This is a genomic window from Ramlibacter tataouinensis, assembly GCF_027941915.1.
GTDB lineage: Bacteria > Pseudomonadota > Gammaproteobacteria > Burkholderiales > Burkholderiaceae_C > Ramlibacter > Ramlibacter tataouinensis_C.
Window position 1 is genome coordinate 885059 of sequence record NZ_CP116009.1, and the last position, 14662, is coordinate 899720.

Consider the following 14662-nt stretch of genomic DNA (forward strand, 5'->3'; position numbering starts at 1 on the left):
TCCGATCGACATGACCAAATTCGTCTTCGTCACCGGCGGTGTGGTGTCCTCCCTGGGCAAGGGAATCGCCTCAGCCTCCCTCGCTGCGATCCTCGAATCGCGGGGCCTCAAAGTCACCCTGATCAAGCTCGACCCGTACATCAACGTGGATCCGGGCACGATGTCGCCGTTCCAGCACGGCGAGGTGTTCGTCACCGACGACGGCGCCGAGACCGACCTGGACCTGGGCCACTACGAACGCTTCGTGACCACCCGCATGGGCAAGGTCAACAACTTCACCACCGGCCGGATCTACCAGTCGGTGCTGGAGAAGGAACGCCGCGGCGACTACCTGGGCAAGACCGTGCAGGTGATCCCGCACGTCACCAACGAGATCCAGGAGTTCATCCAGCGCGGCGCGCACGTCGGCGAGCCCGATGCGGCCGACGTCGCGATCGTGGAGATCGGCGGCACGGTGGGCGACATCGAATCGCTGCCGTTCCTGGAGGCCGCCCGCCAGATGAGCCTGCGGCTGGGCGCCAACCAGACGGCGTTCGTGCACCTGACCTACGTGCCGTTCATCGCCGCTGCCGGCGAGCTCAAGACCAAGCCGACCCAGCACACCGTGCAGAAGCTGCGCGAGATCGGCATTTCGGCCGATGCGCTGCTGTGCCGCGCCGACCGCCGGATCCCCGAGGAAGAGCGCGCCAAGATCTCGCTGTTCACGAATGTTCCCGAATGGGGCGTGATCTCCATGTGGGACGTGGACACCATCTACAAGGTGCCGCGCATGCTGCACGAGCAGGGCCTGGACGGGCTGATCTGCGACAAGCTGCGCCTGAACACGCCGCCGGCCAGCCTCAAGCGCTGGGACGACCTGGTGCACGAGGTCGAGCACCCGCGAGGCGAGGTCACCATCGCCATGGTCGGCAAGTACGTGGACCTGTCGGACAGCTACAAGTCGCTGAACGAGGCGCTCAAGCACGCCGGCCTGAAGAACCACGTGCGGGTGAAGATCGAGTACCTCGACTCCGAGGCGCTCACGCCCGCCAGCGTCAAGCAGCTCGCCCAGTACGACGCGGTGCTGGTGCCCGGCGGCTTCGGCAAGCGCGGCGTCGAGGGCAAGATCGCCGCCGCCCGCTTCGCCCGCGAGAACCAGGTGCCCTACCTGGGCATCTGCCTGGGCATGCAGGTCGCCACCATCGAGTACGCGCGCCACGTGGCGGGGCTGAAGGACGCCAACAGCACCGAGTTCGAACCCGCCACCCCGCATCCGGTGATCGCGCTGATCACCGAATGGCAGGATGCCGACGGCACCGTCAAGACGCGCAACGAGCAGTCCGACCTGGGCGGCACCATGCGCCTGGGTGCGCAGAGCTCCGACGTGGCCCAGGGCACGCTGGCGCACCGGATCTACGGCGACGTGGTCAACGAGCGCCACCGCCACCGCTACGAGGCCAACGTGCACTACCTCGACCGCCTGCGCGAAGCCGGCCTGGTGATCTCCGCCCTCACCCAGCGCGAGCACCTGACCGAGATCGTCGAGCTGCCGCAGGAGGTGCACCCCTGGTTCATGGGCGTGCAGTTCCACCCCGAGTTCAAGTCCACCCCCTGGGACGGCCACCCGCTGTTCAACGCCTTCGTCAAGGCCGCGCTGGACCACCAGGCGCAGCAGCGCGAAGCCGGCGGCAACAAGCTCAAGGTGGTTGCCTGATGAAATGCGCATGCAAGTTGACGCGCAGGAGCTGAAATGAGGTTGTGCGGCTTCCAAGCGGGCCTGGACAGGCCCTTTTTCTTGATCGCCGGCCCCTGCGTGGTCGAAAGCGAGCAGCTGCAGATGGACACGGCCGGGCAGCTGAAGGAGATCACCGCCTCGCTGGGCATCCCGTTCATCTTCAAGAGCAGCTACGACAAGGCCAACCGCTCCTCCGGCGCCAGCTTCCGCGGTCCCGGCATGTCGCGCGGGCTGGAAATCCTGGCCAAGGTGAAGCAAGAGCTGCAGTTGCCCATCCTCACCGACGTGCACACCGAGGCCGAGATCCCCGAGGTGGCGAAGGTGGTCGACGTGCTGCAGACGCCGGCCTTCCTGTGCCGCCAGACCGACTTCATCCGCGCCGTGGCGCAGTCGGGCAAGCCGGTCAACATCAAGAAGGGCCAGTTCCTGGCGCCGCACGAGATGAAGAACGTCATCGACAAGGCCCGCGCCGCCGCGCGCGAGAAGGGCCTGCCGGAGGACAGCTTCATGGCCTGCGAGCGCGGCGCCAGCTTCGGCTACAACAACCTGGTGTCGGACATGCGGTCGCTCGCAATCCTGCGCGAGACCGGCGCGCCGGTGGTGTTCGACGCCACCCACTCGGTGCAGCTGCCCGGCGGCCAGGGCACCAGCTCGGGCGGCCAGCGCGAGATGGTGCCGGTGCTGGCGCGCGCCGCCGTCGCGGTCGGCGTGGCCGGCCTGTTCATGGAAACTCACCCGGACCCGGCCAAGGCCCTGTCCGACGGCCCCAATGCCGTGCCTTTGAAGCACATGAAGGCCCTGCTGGAGACGCTGCTCGCGCTCGACCAGGTCACCAAGAAGAACGGGTTCCTCGAGAACGATTTCGGCGCCTGAGCGCCCAGGAAGAAGACCCATGCCCGCGTCCTACGTCATCGTCGACATGAACATCTCCGACCCGGAGCGCTACAAGGAATACATGGCGCGCGCGCCGGAAGCGGTGAAGGCTTTCGGCGGCGAGTACCTGGTGCGCGGCGGCCGCCACGAAACCATGGAAGGCAACTGGAAGCCGGGCCGCATCGCCATGCTGCGCTTTCCCAGCTACGAGCAGGCCAAGGCCTTCTACGACGGCGAGCAGTACACCCAGGCCCGCGCCATGCGCGCCGGCGCCACCGCGTTCTTCAACATGGTGCTGGTCGAAGGCGTCGCCGCGCCGGTCTGATCACCAAATTCCGAAAACCCGAGAGAAGCAGAAATGAGTGCAATCGTTGACATCGTCGGCCGCGAGATCCTGGACTCGCGCGGCAACCCCACCGTGGAATGCGACGTGCTGCTGGAATCCGGCACCATGGGCCGCGCGGCCGTGCCCTCGGGCGCGTCCACCGGCTCGCGCGAGGCGATCGAGCTGCGCGACGGCGACAAGGACCGCTACCTGGGCAAGGGCGTGCTGCGCGCGGTGGAGCACGTCAACACCGAGATCTCCGAGGCCGTGCTGGGCCTGGACGCCTCCGAGCAGGGCTTCCTGGACAAGACCCTGAGCGACCTGGACGGCACCGAGAACAAGAGCAAGCTGGGCGCCAACGCCATGCTGGCCGTGTCCATGGCCGTGGCGCGCGCCGCCGCGGAGGAGTCGGGCCTGCCCCTGTACCGCTACTTCGGCGGCATGAACGGCTGCCAGCTGCCGGTGCCGATGATGAACGTGGTCAACGGCGGCGCCCACGCCAACAACAACCTCGACCTGCAGGAGCTGATGATCATCCCGGTCGGGGCGCCCAGCTTCCGCGAGGCGCTGCGCTACGGCGCCGAGGTGTTCCATGCCTTGAAGAAGATCATCCACGACAAGGGCATGAGCGTCGCGGTGGGCGACGAAGGCGGCTTCGCGCCCAACGTCGAGAACCACGAGGCGGCCATCGGCATGATCCTGCAGGCGATCGAGGCCGCCGGCTACCGGCCGGGCGAGCAGATCGCGCTGGGCCTGGATTGCGCCTCCAGCGAGTTCTACCGCGACGGCAAGTACCACCTGGGCGCCGAGGGCCAGGTGCTGGAAGCCGGCGCCTGGGGCGACATCCTGGCCGGCTGGTGCGACAAGTTCCCGATCATCAGCATCGAGGACGGCATGGCCGAGGGCGACTGGGACGGCTGGCGCCAGCTGACCGACAAGCTGGGCTCGCGCGTGCAGCTGGTGGGCGACGACCTGTTCGTCACCAACACCAAGATCCTGAAGGAAGGCATCGACAAGAAGATCGCCAACTCCATCCTCATCAAGATCAACCAGATCGGCACCCTGACCGAGACCTTCGCCGCCATCGAGATGGCCAAGCGCGCCAACTACACGGCCGTGATCAGCCACCGCTCGGGCGAGACCGAGGACAGCACCATCGCCGACATCGCGGTTGGCACGAATGCCGGCCAGATCAAGACCGGCTCGCTGTCGCGCTCGGACCGCATGGCCAAGTACAACCAGCTGCTGCGCATCGAGGAAGACCTGGGCGACATCGCGCAGTACCCCGGCCGCGCGGCCTTCTACAACCTCCGGTAGCGCCCCGCGCGCCAGCGGACCACGGCCATGTCCTCCCGCCTCGTCCCCGCCCTGCTGCTTGCGCTGCTGGCCATCGTGCACGCGCAACTGTGGTTCGGGCGGGGCAGCGTGGGCAGCGTCGGCGAGATGCAGCGCAGGCTGCAGCAGCAGAAGGCCGCCAACGCCCAGGCCCAGCAGGCCAACGAGCGGCTGGCGGCCGAGGTGCGCGACCTGCAGGAAGGCCTGCAGATGGTCGAGGAGAAGGCGCGCGCCGAACTGGGCATGGTCCGGCCCAACGAAATCTTCGTCAACGTCGTGGCACCCAAGTAGGGCTGCGCGGCCTGGAGAGTGGCCGCCGCACGGCGCGGCGGGCGAGCTGATGCCCGAATTCCTGTTCCTGTCCGCGTTCGACCTGGGCGGCTCGCCGGTGACCTGGCTCGAGCTGGTGGCGGTGGTGCTGTCGCTCGCCATGGTGGGCTTCAACATCCGCGAGATCCACTGGGGGTGGCCGCTGGCCATCGGCGCCTCGCTGCTGTACTTCCTGCTGTTCTGGCGCCACCGCCTGTACGGCGAGGCCTGGCTGCAGATCGTGTTCGCCGTGGTCGGGCTGTGGGGCTGGCTGCAGTGGCTGCGCGGCAAGGGGCGCGACGGCGCGCCGCTGCGGGTGCACCGGCTCAGCCCCGCCGGCTGGGCCGTCTCGCTGCTCGCCCTGGCGATCGCCTGGCCGGCCCTCGGCTGGGTGCTGAGGTCCTGGACCGACACCGACGTGCCCTGGTGGGACGCCTTCCCGACCTCGCTCAGCCTGGTCGGCCAGGTGCTGCTGGGTCGCAAGCTGCTGGAGAACTGGCTGGCCTGGATCGTGGTCAACGCGGTCAGCGTGGCGCTGTTCGCCTACAAGTCGCTGTGGCTGACCGCGGGCCTGTACGTGGTCTTCATCCTGCTGAGCATCGTCGGCTGGCGGGCCTGGCGGGCGCGGGTGGCGGCATGAAGATCGCGTTGCTGGGCGCCGAGAGCACCGGCAAGACGGACCTGTCGTTGCGCATGGCCGCTGCCCTGCGCGCCCGTGGGCACCGCGTCGCCGTCGTGCCCGAGGTGCTGCGCGAATGGTGCGTGCGCGAAGGCCGCACGCCGCGCCCCGAGGAGCAGTTGCCGATCGCCCGGGAGCAGGAGCAGCGCGTCGACGCCGCGGCAATGGCGGCGGACATCGTGATCGCCGACACCACGGCGCTGATGGTGGCGGTCTACAGCGCCATGCTGTTCGACGACGGCACCCTGTACCGCTTCGCGCTGGAGCGCCAGCGCGGCTACGGCCTCACGCTGGTCACCGGCCTGGACCTGCCCTGGGTGGCCGACGGCCTGCAGCGTGACGGCCCGCACGTGCGCGAGCCGGTCGATGCGCTGGTGCGCGAGGGCCTGCACAAGGCCGGCGTGCCGTACCGAGTGGTCTACGGCAGCGGGGAGGAGCGCACGCGCAATGCGCTGGCGCCGGTGCTGGCCGCGCTGGGCCAGCCGCCGGCGAACAGCGCGCCGGTTCGCTGGAAATGGGTCTGCGACACCTGCAGCGACCCCGACTGCGAGCACCGGCTGTTCAAGCTGGGGGGCTGACCCTCACTGCACCACCGAGGTCACCGGCGGCTGGTCGCCGGGACTCGCGAACAGCTGCGCGGCGTCCACCGCATCGAAGCGGTACTGCTGCCCGCAGAAATCGCAGCCGACCTCGATGCCGCCCTGCTCCTCGACGATGCTGTCAGCCTCCTGCCGGCCCAGGCTGCGGATCATGTTGGCCACCCGGTCGCGGCTGCAGGTGCAGGCGAAGTGCGGCACCTGCGCCGGGAAACGCATCATCCGCTCCTCCCAGAACAGCCGGCGCAGGACCGTGTCCGCATCGAGCTCCAGCAGCTCGTCGCGCTTGAGGCTGGCGGCCAGCACCGCGATGCGGTTGTAGTGCTCGTTCAGCCCGATCTCGTCCTCGTCCGCCGTGCTCACCAGGGATCCGGCCAGGTTGCCCTCGCCTTCCAGCGGCAGCCGCTGGATCAGCAGGCCGGCGGCCACCTTGGCGTCGGCCGCCAGCACCAGGGTGGTGTCGAGCTGCTCCGATTTCAGCATGTAGTGCTGCAGCACGTCGCTGAGCCGCTCGATCTTCTCGCCGCGGTCGCCGTGCAGCGGCACCACGCCCTGGTAGGGCTGCTGGCCCGGCAGCTTGTCGCGCGGGTCCAGCGTGATGGCGCAGCGGCCCTTGTTGTGCACGTTCACCAGGTCGGGCAGGCGATCGGCCACCTGCACCTCGCCCAGCACCTTGGCCGTGACGCGCAGGCCCAGGTCATGCTGCACCTCGGCCACCGCCACCTTGACCGGCCCGTCGCCGAACACCTGCAGCACCAGCGCGCCATTGAACTTGATGTTGGACTGCATCAGCACGCCGGCCGCCGCCATCTCGCCCAGCAGCTCGGCCACCGGCGGCGGCCAGGCCCCGGTGGTGCTGTTGGCCTGGCGGCGCGCCAGGATCTCGGTCCAGGCGTCGGTCAGGCGCACCAGCGCACCGCGTACGGGCAGGCCCTCGAAGATGAATTTGTGGAGTTCCGACATGCAAAAAGAAGACCCAAACCGCGGCAGATGGCGGTCAGCCGATCTTCTTCAAGCCCCTGGCGAAGCGCCGGCTGTTGGCCACGTAACCCTGCGCATTCAGCGCCAGCTTGGCCGCGGCGGCCTCGTCCAGCGTGCGCACCACCTTGGCGGGCGCCCCGATGATCAGCGAGTTGTCCGGGAACTCCTTGCCTTCGGTCACGACGCTGCCGGCGCCCACGATGCAGTTGCGGCCGATCTTCGCGCCGTTGAGCACCACCGCCTGGATGCCGATCAGCGTGTTGTCGCCGACCGTGCAGCCGTGCAGCATGACCTGGTGCCCCACCGTGACGTCGTCGCCGATGCTCAGCGGCACGCCTTCGTCGGCATGCAGCACGCAGGCGTCCTGGATGTTGGTGCGGTTGCCGATGCGGATGGTTTCCGTGTCGCCGCGGATCACGGTGTTGAACCAGACGCTGGCGTCGGTGCCGAGTTCGACGGTGCCGATCACCTGTGCGCTGTCGGCGACCCAGGCGCCTTCGCCCAGCCGCGGCGCGGCGCCATCGAGTTCATAAAGGGCCATGGAAGGGTTTGAAGTCCTGAAAACCTAGAATTGTAGGGATGCGTACGGCGCGACAAGAGGCCCTGGCTGTGCTGTTGCAGCCGCGGCCGCAAGACAAGGCGGAGATGGCGCGCGCGCTGCGCGTCGATGGCGATCTCGGCGAGGACGAAGCGCTCGCCGAGCCGCCCGGCCTCCCCGGCCGACCCGCGCGACCCCGGCTGGTGGCGCCCAGCGAGCTGAAGCAGCGCTCGGTGCACACGCCCGAAGGCCGCGCCGCGCTGGTCCATGCGCTGGCCCACATCGAGCTCAACGCCATCGACCTGGCCGCCGACATCGTCTGGCGCTTCGCCGGCATGCCGCCGCTGTTCTACCGCCAGTGGATCGCCATCGCGCAGGAGGAAGCGCTGCACTTCCAGATGCTGCGCGAGCACCTGCAATCGCTCGGCCACGACTACGGCGACTTCCCGGCGCACAACGGGCTGTGGGAGATGGCCGAGAAGACGAAGCACGACCTGCTGGCACGGCTGGCGCTGGTGCCGCGCACCCTGGAGGCGCGTGGCCTGGATGCCTCGCCGCCCATCCGGGCCAAGCTGATGCAGGCCGGCGACCGGCGCGGCGCCGCCATCCTGGACATCATCCTGCGCGACGAGATCGGCCATGTCGCCGTGGGCAACCACTGGTACCGCACGCTGTGCACCGGGCGCGGCCTGGATCCGGTGCCGGCCTATGCGGAACTCGCGGCGCGCTACGGGGCACCTCGCCTGCGCGGGCCCTTCAACCTCGAGGCGCGGCGCTCGGCCGGCTTCGACGAAGCCGAACTCGCGGCCCTTCGCTAGCGTCTCGCCCGCTGCATCACCGGCGATGGCCACGGGGACGTTGCGCCGCTGCCCCAGCCGCAGGCGGGCGCCGGCCGGGCGTGCCAGTCCCGATTCACGGCCGCGCCGTTCCGCAGTACAAGGCCTCATCCGTGAGTCCTTGCAAGAAAGGGGGCCGGCGATGGGCAAGTCCGATCGTGAGCGCAGGCACCGCGCCAACCTGGAGCGCATCAACCGCATCCAGCAGGTGGTGGGCCGCGGCGACTGCATGCGGGTCGATCACGAAGGCACGCTGCTGGAGCGGGCGCGCCTGATGGCCGACGAGTACCGATCGCACCAGGCCACCGAAGCCGGCCTGCTGGCGTTCGCTCGCCTGCTGCGGGTGGCCGAAGAGCAGGTCTCGCCGCACGCGCGCGACGTGGCGGTCTTCATCTCCGCCGTCTGGAGCAACCAGCCGCTGCCGATCGCCACGCTGCGCGGGCTGGACATCGCCACCGGCGACGACATGCTGGCGGTGCTGGACGCCTGGCGGTTCGCCCGGCTCAACCTGGTCGAACACGTCGAAGGCGGGCCGCGACGCGTGGCCCACGTGGTCGGCCGCTGGCTGCCTAGGCTCGCGCCGGCCCCGGCAGCACCCTGAAGCCGGCCGCGGCCAGCGCCAGCATCAGCGCGATGGCGCCGAGCACCGCCTGGTAGGTCTCGACCTGCCAGGCCGGCGCGGCCGCCGCCACCAGCCCGGTGAGCCACTGCACCAGCGCCACGCCCAGGAACAGCGCCATCGTGAAGACCGCCATCGCGCGCCCGATCATCCGCGCCGGGTAGGCCGATCGCACGTCGGCGTACTGCAGCACGATGTAGCCCGCCACCAGGCTCATGACGATGCTCACCACCACGTCGACCGCGGCCTGCCGGTTGAAGGCCATCGCCGCATACATGGCCGCCACCAGCAGGGTGTAGCCGACCAGCCAGCGACGGCGCAGCGCCTCGCCGGGGTCGAGCCGGCCGAACAGCGGCGGCCCCAGCATGCCCATGACGGACACGGCCAGCGCCACGTGGCCGGCCTGCACCAGCGTGAAGCCGTGCCGCTCCACCAGCATCGGCCCGAGCCAGAGGCCGCGCAGCGCCAGGAACGACGCATAGGTGAAGGTCGCCAGCACCAGGATGCCCCAGGTGTGGCGCAGCGCAAACAGCTCGCCATAGCCACGCAGCGCCGCCAGCACGCCCGCTGGCGCCGGCGTGCCCGCGGGGATGGGCGGCTCGTCGACCAGCCACCAGATCGCCAGCCAGGCGGCCAGCGAGCCGGCCGCCAGCGCCAGGTAGCCGGCGCGCCAGGACGTGGCCTCGACCAGCCAGGCCAGCGGCGTGCCGGTCAGCAGCAAGCCGACCGAGCCGATCCCCAGCACGGCGCCGGACACGGCGGCAAAGCGCTCGCCCGCAAAGCGGCGCGCGATGAACACGGTGCAGACCAGGAAGGCCGGGGCACAACCGACGCCGATCACCACCTGCGCCAGCAGCAACTGACCGAAACCGTCGGCGCCGGCCGCGAGCAGCGCACCGACCACCGTGAGCGGCGATGCCGCCAGCACCGTGCGCCGAGGACCCCAGACGTCGATGCCGATGCCCATGAACAGCTGCAGGGCGCCGAAGGCGAAATGGAAGGCGCCGGCGAACAGCCCGAGCTGCTCGGGCGTGAGGCCGAACTCCTGCTGCAAGGGCGGCGCGATGATGGCCGCGACGGTGCGGTAGGCCTGGCTGAGGGCGAATCCGCAGGTCAGTGCCATCAGCATGGCCCAGGCGATGCGGTCGTTGCCGGGCGTGGAGGAAGCAGCGTGGGAGTCCAAGGAGGACGACTGTAATGGAACGTACATCCGGGCCCGCCGCGGGTAGCATCGCCGCATGAGCCGAAAGATCCTGATCCTGCAGGGCCACCCGGACGCGACGGCGCCGCACCTGTGCCATGCGCTGGCCGAGAGCTACGCCGCCGGGGCGCGCGAGGCCGGCCACGAGGTGCGCCTGCTGGACATCGCCCGCTTCGACTTTCCGCTGTTGCGCAGCCAGCAGGCCTGGGAGCACGGCGAAGTGCCGGCGGCGCTGGCGCCGGCGCAGCAGGACATCCGATGGGCCGAGCACCTGGTGCTGTTCTTCCCGCTCTGGCTGGGCGACATGCCGGCGCTGGTGAAGGGCTTCCTGGAACAGGTGGCGCGCCCGGGGTTTGCCTTCGAGTACTCCGATCGGGGCCCCGCCTTCACGCGCAAGGGACTCAAGGGCCGTTCGGCCCGCGTGGTCTGCACCATGGGCATGCCGGCGCTGGTCTACCGCTGGTACTTCCGCGCCCACAGCATCCGCTCGCTGGAGCGCAACATCCTCGGCTTCGTCGGCATCGCGCCGGTCCACGAGACGCTGATCGGCGGCGTGGGCGACTTGAAGGCCGCCGACGCCGCGAAGTGGATGCAGAAGCTGCGGCGCCTGGGCGAGCAGGCGGCCTGAACGGCGCTAGCCGCGCGGGTGGTGCTGGGCGTGCAGCACCTTCAGCCGCTCGCGCGCCACGTGGGTGTAGATGGTGGTGGTGGAGATGTCGGCGTGCCCCAGCAGCATCTGCACGGCGCGCAGGTCGGCGCCGTGGTTCAGCAGGTGGGTCGCGAAGGCGTGGCGCAGCGTATGCGGCGACAGCGGCGCCGTGATGCCGGCCGCCTTCGCGTGCTTGCGCACCAGCACCCAGAACATGGCGCGCGTCATGCCCTGGCCGCGCGCGGTGACGAACAGGTCCTCGCTCTGCCGGCCGGCCAGGATGGCGCCGCGCGCCTCGGCGAGGTAGCGCACGATCCAGTCGCGCGCGACCTGGCCGAACGGCACCAGGCGCTCCTTGCTGCCCTTGCCCATCACGCGCACCACGTGCTCGGCCATGCCCAGGTGGATCACCTTCAGCGGCACCAGCTCGCTCACCCGCAGCCCGCTGGCGTACATCAGCTCCAGCATGGCGCGGTCGCGCAGGCCCAGCGGCGTGTCCACGTCGGGCGCGCCCAGCAGGGCCTCGACCTGGGCCTCGGTCAGGGTGCGCGGCACCCGCAGTTGCCGCTTGGCCGACTCCAGCTTCAGCGTCGGATCCGCGTCCACCAGCCGCTGGCGCAGCGCCCAGCGGAAGTAGCGCCGGAACACGGCCAGCCGCCGGTTGGCCGAGGTCGCCTTGGTCTTGTCGTGCCGCGCGGCGAAGTAGGCCTGCAGGTCGGCCTCGGTCGTGCCCTCCAGCGTGCCGCCGCGGCCGCCCAGCCACTGCGCGTACAGCGTCAGGTCGCGCCGGTAGGCGGCCAGCGTGTTGCGCGCCAGCCCCTCTTCCAGCCAGAGCGCGTCGATGAAGTCGTCGACGGAAGCGAACAAGCCGCCCGAGGGCGGCCTGCTGCGGGGCGCGGCCTGTGCAGCCACTCGAAGCGGATCAGTCGAGGCGCAGCTTGGCGCTGTCGACCACCTTCTTGTACACCTCGAACTCGGCCTTGATCTGCTGCGCGAACTGCTCGGGGGTGTTGGCGATGATCAGCGAACCGGTGTCCTCGATGCGCTTGCGCACCGCCGGCTCCTGCAGCGCCTTGACGGTGCCGGCGTGGACCTTGTCGACGACTTCCTTGGGCAGCCCCTTGGGCCCCAGGATGCCGTAGTAGGCCATGCGGTTGACCGGCTCCAGGCCGACTTCCTTGAAGGTGGGCACGTTGGGCAGGTCCTTCAGCCGCTGCGGCGCCGCCACCACGATCGGCACCAGCCGGCCTTCCTTGATGAAGGGCAGCGCCGAGGGCAGGTTGTCGAAGATCACCGGCACCTGGCCGGCCACCACGTCGTTGAGGGCCGGGCCCGCGCCGCGATAGGGGATGTGCGTGATGAAGGTGGCCGACAGGCTCTTGTACAGCTCCATCTGCAGGTGGCCGATGCCGCCGGTGCCGGACGATGCGTACGAGTAGCGGCCCGGGTTCTTCTTCAGCTCGGCGACGAAGGCCTGGTAGTCCTTCGCCGGGAAGCTGGGGTGCACCGCGATGATGTTGGGCGTGGCCGCGATGTTGATGATCGGCGTGAAGTCGGTCGTCGGGTTGTACGGGATCTTGGTGTTGATCGCCGGGTTGGCCGCGGTGGTGGAGACGGTGGCGACGCCGAGCTCGTAGCCGTCGGGCGTGGCGCGCGTGGTCTGGGTGGCGCCGATCACGCCGCCGCCGCCGGCCTTGTTCTCGACGATCACGTTCTGACCCAGGGCCTTGCCCAGCGGCTCCGAGATCACGCGGGCGATGATGTCGGTGGTGCCGCCCGGGGCGAACGGCACGACCAGCTTGACCGGCTTGGTCGGGTAGCTCTGGGCCAGGGCGGGGCCGGCGGCCACCGCCAGCGAGGCGGCGGCAACGGCAATCCAGTCTCGGCGTTTCATTCGAAGGTCTCCTTGAGGGTGGTTGTTCTTGACGGGGGGCCATCCTACAGGGCGGCGCGCCATGTAAACCTGTGGATTACACATAGGGGAGAACCCCGAACGGCCCCGCTATGCTCAGGCGTGGACATCGCTCGCCTGCTGTTTCCGGACTTCTCGCTGATCGCCCTCGGCTACCTCGTGTGCCGCTTCACGCCGCTGGACCGCGGCGTCTGGGAACCGGTCGAGCGGCTCGTCTACTACTTCCTGTTCCCGGTCCTGCTGTTCCACTCGATCGTGCGCACGCCGCTGCAGCTCGGGCCGGCCTCCAGCCTGATCGGAGCCGGGCTGCTGCTGGGGCTGGCCGGCATCGCCATGGCCTACGCCATCCCGCACCTGCCCGGCTTGCGCCGGCACGTCGACCGGCGCGAACACGCCGCCGCCGCCCAGGTGGCCTTCCGCTTCAACTCCTTCATCGCGCTGGCCATGGCCGGCCGGCTGGGCGGCGACGCGGGCCTGCAGCTGGTCGCGGTGCTGATCGGCGTGTGCGTGCCCATCATGAACGTGGGCGCGGTGTGGCCGATGGCGCGCCACGCGCAGACCGGCGTCGTGGCGGCGCTGGTGCGCAACCCGCTGATCGTCGCCACCGTCGGCGGGTTGATTGCCAACCTGGCGGGGCTGCGCATCCCGGCCTTGCTGGAGCCGATCGTCGCGCGCCTGGGCAGCAGCTCGCTGGCGCTGGGTTTGATGGCCGCCGGCGCGGGCCTGCAACTGGGCAGCCTGGCGCGCTCGCGCACGCTGTCGGCGGCGGTGCTGGGCATCCGCCACCTGCTGATGCCACTGGTGGCCTTCGGGCTGGTCCTGCTGTTCCGGCTCGATCCGCTGCAGGCCACCGTGCTGCTGGTGTTCTCCGCCCTGCCGACCTCTTCCAGCGGCTACGTGCTGGCCTCGCGCATGGGCTACAACGGCTCGTACGTCGCAGGGCTGGTGACGCTGTCCACCGTGCTGGGGGTGCTCAGCCTGACGGCCGTGCTGGGACTGTCGCGTTAAGCCGCGCCCTGCCCGAGGGCCCAGCCCGCATGCTCGCGCACAAGCTCGCTGGGGTGCGCGAGCAAGGCTTGCAGCGCGTCGCGCAAGTCGGCGTCGTCGGCCTGCCGCAGCGCGTTGCCGGCGGCCACCGCGACGTTGCGCAGCCAGCGCTCGTGGCCGATCCGGCGGATCGGGCTGCCTTCGGTGCGGCGCAGGAACTCGCCTTCGCTCCACGCCAGCAGGCTGGCCAGCGTGGCCCCGCTCATGCCGGCGCGCTCGTCGAAATCCGGCAGCGGGCTGCGGCCGGCGTACTTGTTCCAGGGACAGGCGAGCTGGCAGTCGTCGCAGCCGTAGATGCGGTTGCCCATCAGCGGCCGCAGTTCCGGCGGGATCGCCCCGGGGTGCTCGATGGTCAGGTACGAGATGCAGCGGCGCGCATCCAGCCGGCCCGGAGCGACGATCGCGCCGGTCGGGCAAGCCTCGATGCAGGCGCTGCAGGTGCCGCAATGCGCGCTGACCGGCTCGCTCGCCGGCAGCGCCAGGTCGACGTAGATCTCGCCCAGGAAGAACATCGAGCCGGCTTCGCGGCTGAGCACCAGCGTGTGCTTGCCGCGCCAGCCCTGGCCGCTGCGCGCGGCGAGTTCGGCCTCCAGCACCGGCGCCGAATCGGTGAACACGCGGTGGCCGAACGGGCCGATGGCGCCAGCGATGCGGTCACTGAGCTTCTGCAGCCGCGCGCGCATCACCTTGTGGTAGTCGCGGCCGCGCGCATAGACCGAGACCACGCCTTCGCGCGGCGAGCGCAGGCGCTCCCATTCGATCGCCTGCCAGCCCTCGGGCGTGCCGGCAGGCAGGTAGTCCATCCGGGCCGTGACCACCGACAGCGTGCCGGGCACCAGCTCCGCCGGCCGCGCGCGCTTGAGGCCGTGGGCCTGCATGTAGGCCATCTCGCCGTGGAATCCGTTGGCCAGCCACTGCAACAGGCCCGGTTCGGCGCTGGAAAGGTCGACGCCGGCCACGCCGATTTGGGAGAATCCGAGCTCGCGGCCCCACCCACCGATGGCGGCCACCAGTGAAGGACCGTCGATCTGAGCGCACTGCAAGGTCA

General features: G+C 70.0%; 17 protein-coding genes. 11 read left to right on the forward strand and 6 right to left on the reverse strand.

Translation table 11 applies throughout. From position 1 onward, the window contains the following. The first annotated feature begins 10 nt into the window (after window positions 1-10). Genes PE066_RS04070 through PE066_RS04100 form a run of 7 tightly spaced genes read left to right on the forward strand, consistent with a single transcriptional unit; the run spans window position 11 to window position 5813 of the window. Entirely contained in the window at window positions 11-1693 is a 1683-nt protein-coding gene (locus PE066_RS04070; protein WP_271235289.1) for a CTP synthase, read from the forward strand. 36 nt (window positions 1694-1729) lie between these two features. Then, the gene (gene kdsA / locus PE066_RS04075; protein ID WP_271235290.1) at window positions 1730-2587 is read left to right on the forward strand and encodes a 3-deoxy-8-phosphooctulonate synthase; all 858 of its coding nucleotides are present in this window, start codon (window positions 1730-1732) and stop codon (window positions 2585-2587) included. A 19-nt stretch (window positions 2588-2606) separates the two neighbouring features. Then, window positions 2607-2912, forward strand: coding sequence for a DUF1330 domain-containing protein (locus tag PE066_RS04080; protein ID WP_271235291.1), 306 nt, complete (start codon window positions 2607-2609; stop codon window positions 2910-2912). A gap of 33 nt (window positions 2913-2945) precedes the next feature. Next, window positions 2946-4229, forward strand: a complete 1284-nt coding sequence (gene eno / locus PE066_RS04085) for a phosphopyruvate hydratase (RefSeq protein ID WP_271235292.1) — start codon at window positions 2946-2948, stop codon at window positions 4227-4229. Window positions 4230-4256: 27 nt separating this feature from the next. After that, the gene (locus PE066_RS04090) at window positions 4257-4538 is read left to right on the forward strand and encodes a septum formation initiator family protein (protein WP_271235293.1); all 282 of its coding nucleotides are present in this window, start codon (window positions 4257-4259) and stop codon (window positions 4536-4538) included. Between the two features lie 49 nt (window positions 4539-4587). Then, entirely contained in the window at window positions 4588-5196 is a 609-nt protein-coding gene (gene pnuC / locus PE066_RS04095) for a nicotinamide riboside transporter PnuC (RefSeq protein ID WP_271235294.1), read from the forward strand. Continuing rightward, complete coding sequence (locus PE066_RS04100) at window positions 5193-5813, forward strand: ATP-binding protein (protein ID WP_271235295.1); 621 nt, start codon at window positions 5193-5195, stop codon at window positions 5811-5813. The genes pnuC and PE066_RS04100 overlap by 4 nt, the downstream gene beginning before the upstream one ends. Before the next feature lie 3 nt (window positions 5814-5816). Here the strand turns inward: PE066_RS04100 and hslO are convergent, their stop codons facing one another. Together hslO and PE066_RS04110 are read right to left on the reverse strand one after the other, a co-directional pair. Next, entirely contained in the window at window positions 5817-6794 is a 978-nt protein-coding gene (hslO, locus tag PE066_RS04105) for an Hsp33 family molecular chaperone HslO (protein ID WP_271235296.1), read from the reverse strand. A 34-nt stretch (window positions 6795-6828) separates the two neighbouring features. Next, window positions 6829-7353 carry a gamma carbonic anhydrase family protein gene (locus PE066_RS04110; RefSeq protein WP_271235297.1) on the reverse strand — a complete coding sequence of 175 codons (525 nt, stop codon included), beginning with the start codon at window positions 7351-7353 and terminating at the stop codon, window positions 6829-6831. A gap of 104 nt (window positions 7354-7457) precedes the next feature. Between PE066_RS04110 and PE066_RS04115 the strand changes: the two genes are divergently transcribed. Together PE066_RS04115 and PE066_RS04120 are read left to right on the forward strand one after the other, a co-directional pair. Further along, window positions 7458-8168: a ferritin-like domain-containing protein gene (locus tag PE066_RS04115; protein ID WP_271236498.1), complete on the forward strand. Its 711-nt coding sequence runs from the start codon at window positions 7458-7460 to the stop codon at window positions 8166-8168. Window positions 8169-8328: 160 nt separating this feature from the next. Then, window positions 8329-8787: a DUF7673 family protein gene (locus PE066_RS04120; RefSeq protein WP_271235298.1), complete on the forward strand. Its 459-nt coding sequence runs from the start codon at window positions 8329-8331 to the stop codon at window positions 8785-8787. Here the strand turns inward: PE066_RS04120 and PE066_RS04125 are convergent. After that, window positions 8756-9988 carry an MFS transporter gene (locus PE066_RS04125; protein WP_440480572.1) on the reverse strand — a complete coding sequence of 411 codons (1233 nt, stop codon included), beginning with the start codon at window positions 9986-9988 and terminating at the stop codon, window positions 8756-8758. The genes PE066_RS04120 and PE066_RS04125 overlap by 32 nt on opposite strands. A gap of 55 nt (window positions 9989-10043) precedes the next feature. On the opposite strand from PE066_RS04125, the gene PE066_RS04130 reads away from it, so the two are divergent. Then, entirely contained in the window at window positions 10044-10634 is a 591-nt protein-coding gene (locus tag PE066_RS04130) for an NAD(P)H-dependent oxidoreductase (protein ID WP_271235299.1), read from the forward strand. 6 nt (window positions 10635-10640) lie between these two features. Here PE066_RS04130 and xerD read toward each other — a convergent pair whose 3' ends face one another. Both xerD and PE066_RS04140 read right to left on the reverse strand, forming a co-directional pair. Next, on the reverse strand, window positions 10641-11522 hold the full coding sequence (xerD, locus tag PE066_RS04135) for a site-specific tyrosine recombinase XerD (RefSeq protein WP_271235300.1): 882 nt from the start codon (window positions 11520-11522) through the stop codon (window positions 10641-10643). Between the two features lie 55 nt (window positions 11523-11577). After that, entirely contained in the window at window positions 11578-12549 is a 972-nt protein-coding gene (locus PE066_RS04140; RefSeq protein WP_271235301.1) for a tripartite tricarboxylate transporter substrate binding protein BugE, read from the reverse strand. Window positions 12550-12669: 120 nt separating this feature from the next. Here PE066_RS04140 and PE066_RS04145 point away from each other — a divergent pair, with 120 nt between their 5' ends. After that, window positions 12670-13575, forward strand: a complete 906-nt coding sequence (locus PE066_RS04145) for an AEC family transporter (RefSeq protein WP_271235302.1) — start codon at window positions 12670-12672, stop codon at window positions 13573-13575. Here PE066_RS04145 and queG read toward each other — a convergent pair. After that, window positions 13572-14615 (reverse strand): tRNA epoxyqueuosine(34) reductase QueG, encoded by a 1044-nt coding sequence (gene queG / locus PE066_RS04150; RefSeq protein ID WP_271236500.1) that lies wholly within the window; start codon window positions 14613-14615, stop codon window positions 13572-13574. The genes PE066_RS04145 and queG overlap by 4 nt on opposite strands. Between the last annotated feature and the right edge of the window lie 47 nt (window positions 14616-14662).

Excerpts from the sequence above, each read along its gene's own strand:
- PE066_RS04115 (WP_271236498.1), top strand. The coding sequence starts at position 7,458 with ATGGCGCGCGCGCTGCGCGTCGATGGCGATCTCGGCGAGGACGAAGCG.
- PE066_RS04080 (WP_271235291.1), top strand. The coding sequence starts at position 2,607 with ATGCCCGCGTCCTACGTCATCGTCGACATGAACATCTCCGACCCGGAG.
- PE066_RS04100 (WP_271235295.1), top strand. The coding sequence starts at position 5,193 with ATGAAGATCGCGTTGCTGGGCGCCGAGAGCACCGGCAAGACGGACCTG.
- hslO (WP_271235296.1), bottom strand. The coding sequence starts at position 6,794 with ATGTCGGAACTCCACAAATTCATCTTCGAGGGCCTGCCCGTACGCGGT.
- pnuC (WP_271235294.1), top strand. The coding sequence starts at position 4,588 with ATGCCCGAATTCCTGTTCCTGTCCGCGTTCGACCTGGGCGGCTCGCCG.
- eno (WP_271235292.1), top strand. The coding sequence starts at position 2,946 with ATGAGTGCAATCGTTGACATCGTCGGCCGCGAGATCCTGGACTCGCGC.
- PE066_RS04110 (WP_271235297.1), bottom strand. The coding sequence starts at position 7,353 with ATGGCCCTTTATGAACTCGATGGCGCCGCGCCGCGGCTGGGCGAAGGC.
- PE066_RS04070 (WP_271235289.1), top strand. The coding sequence starts at position 11 with ATGACCAAATTCGTCTTCGTCACCGGCGGTGTGGTGTCCTCCCTGGGC.
- PE066_RS04140 (WP_271235301.1), bottom strand. The coding sequence starts at position 12,549 with ATGAAACGCCGAGACTGGATTGCCGTTGCCGCCGCCTCGCTGGCGGTG.
- PE066_RS04090 (WP_271235293.1), top strand. The coding sequence starts at position 4,257 with ATGTCCTCCCGCCTCGTCCCCGCCCTGCTGCTTGCGCTGCTGGCCATC.
- PE066_RS04130 (WP_271235299.1), top strand. The coding sequence starts at position 10,044 with ATGAGCCGAAAGATCCTGATCCTGCAGGGCCACCCGGACGCGACGGCG.
- kdsA (WP_271235290.1), top strand. The coding sequence starts at position 1,730 with ATGAGGTTGTGCGGCTTCCAAGCGGGCCTGGACAGGCCCTTTTTCTTG.
- PE066_RS04120 (WP_271235298.1), top strand. The coding sequence starts at position 8,329 with ATGGGCAAGTCCGATCGTGAGCGCAGGCACCGCGCCAACCTGGAGCGC.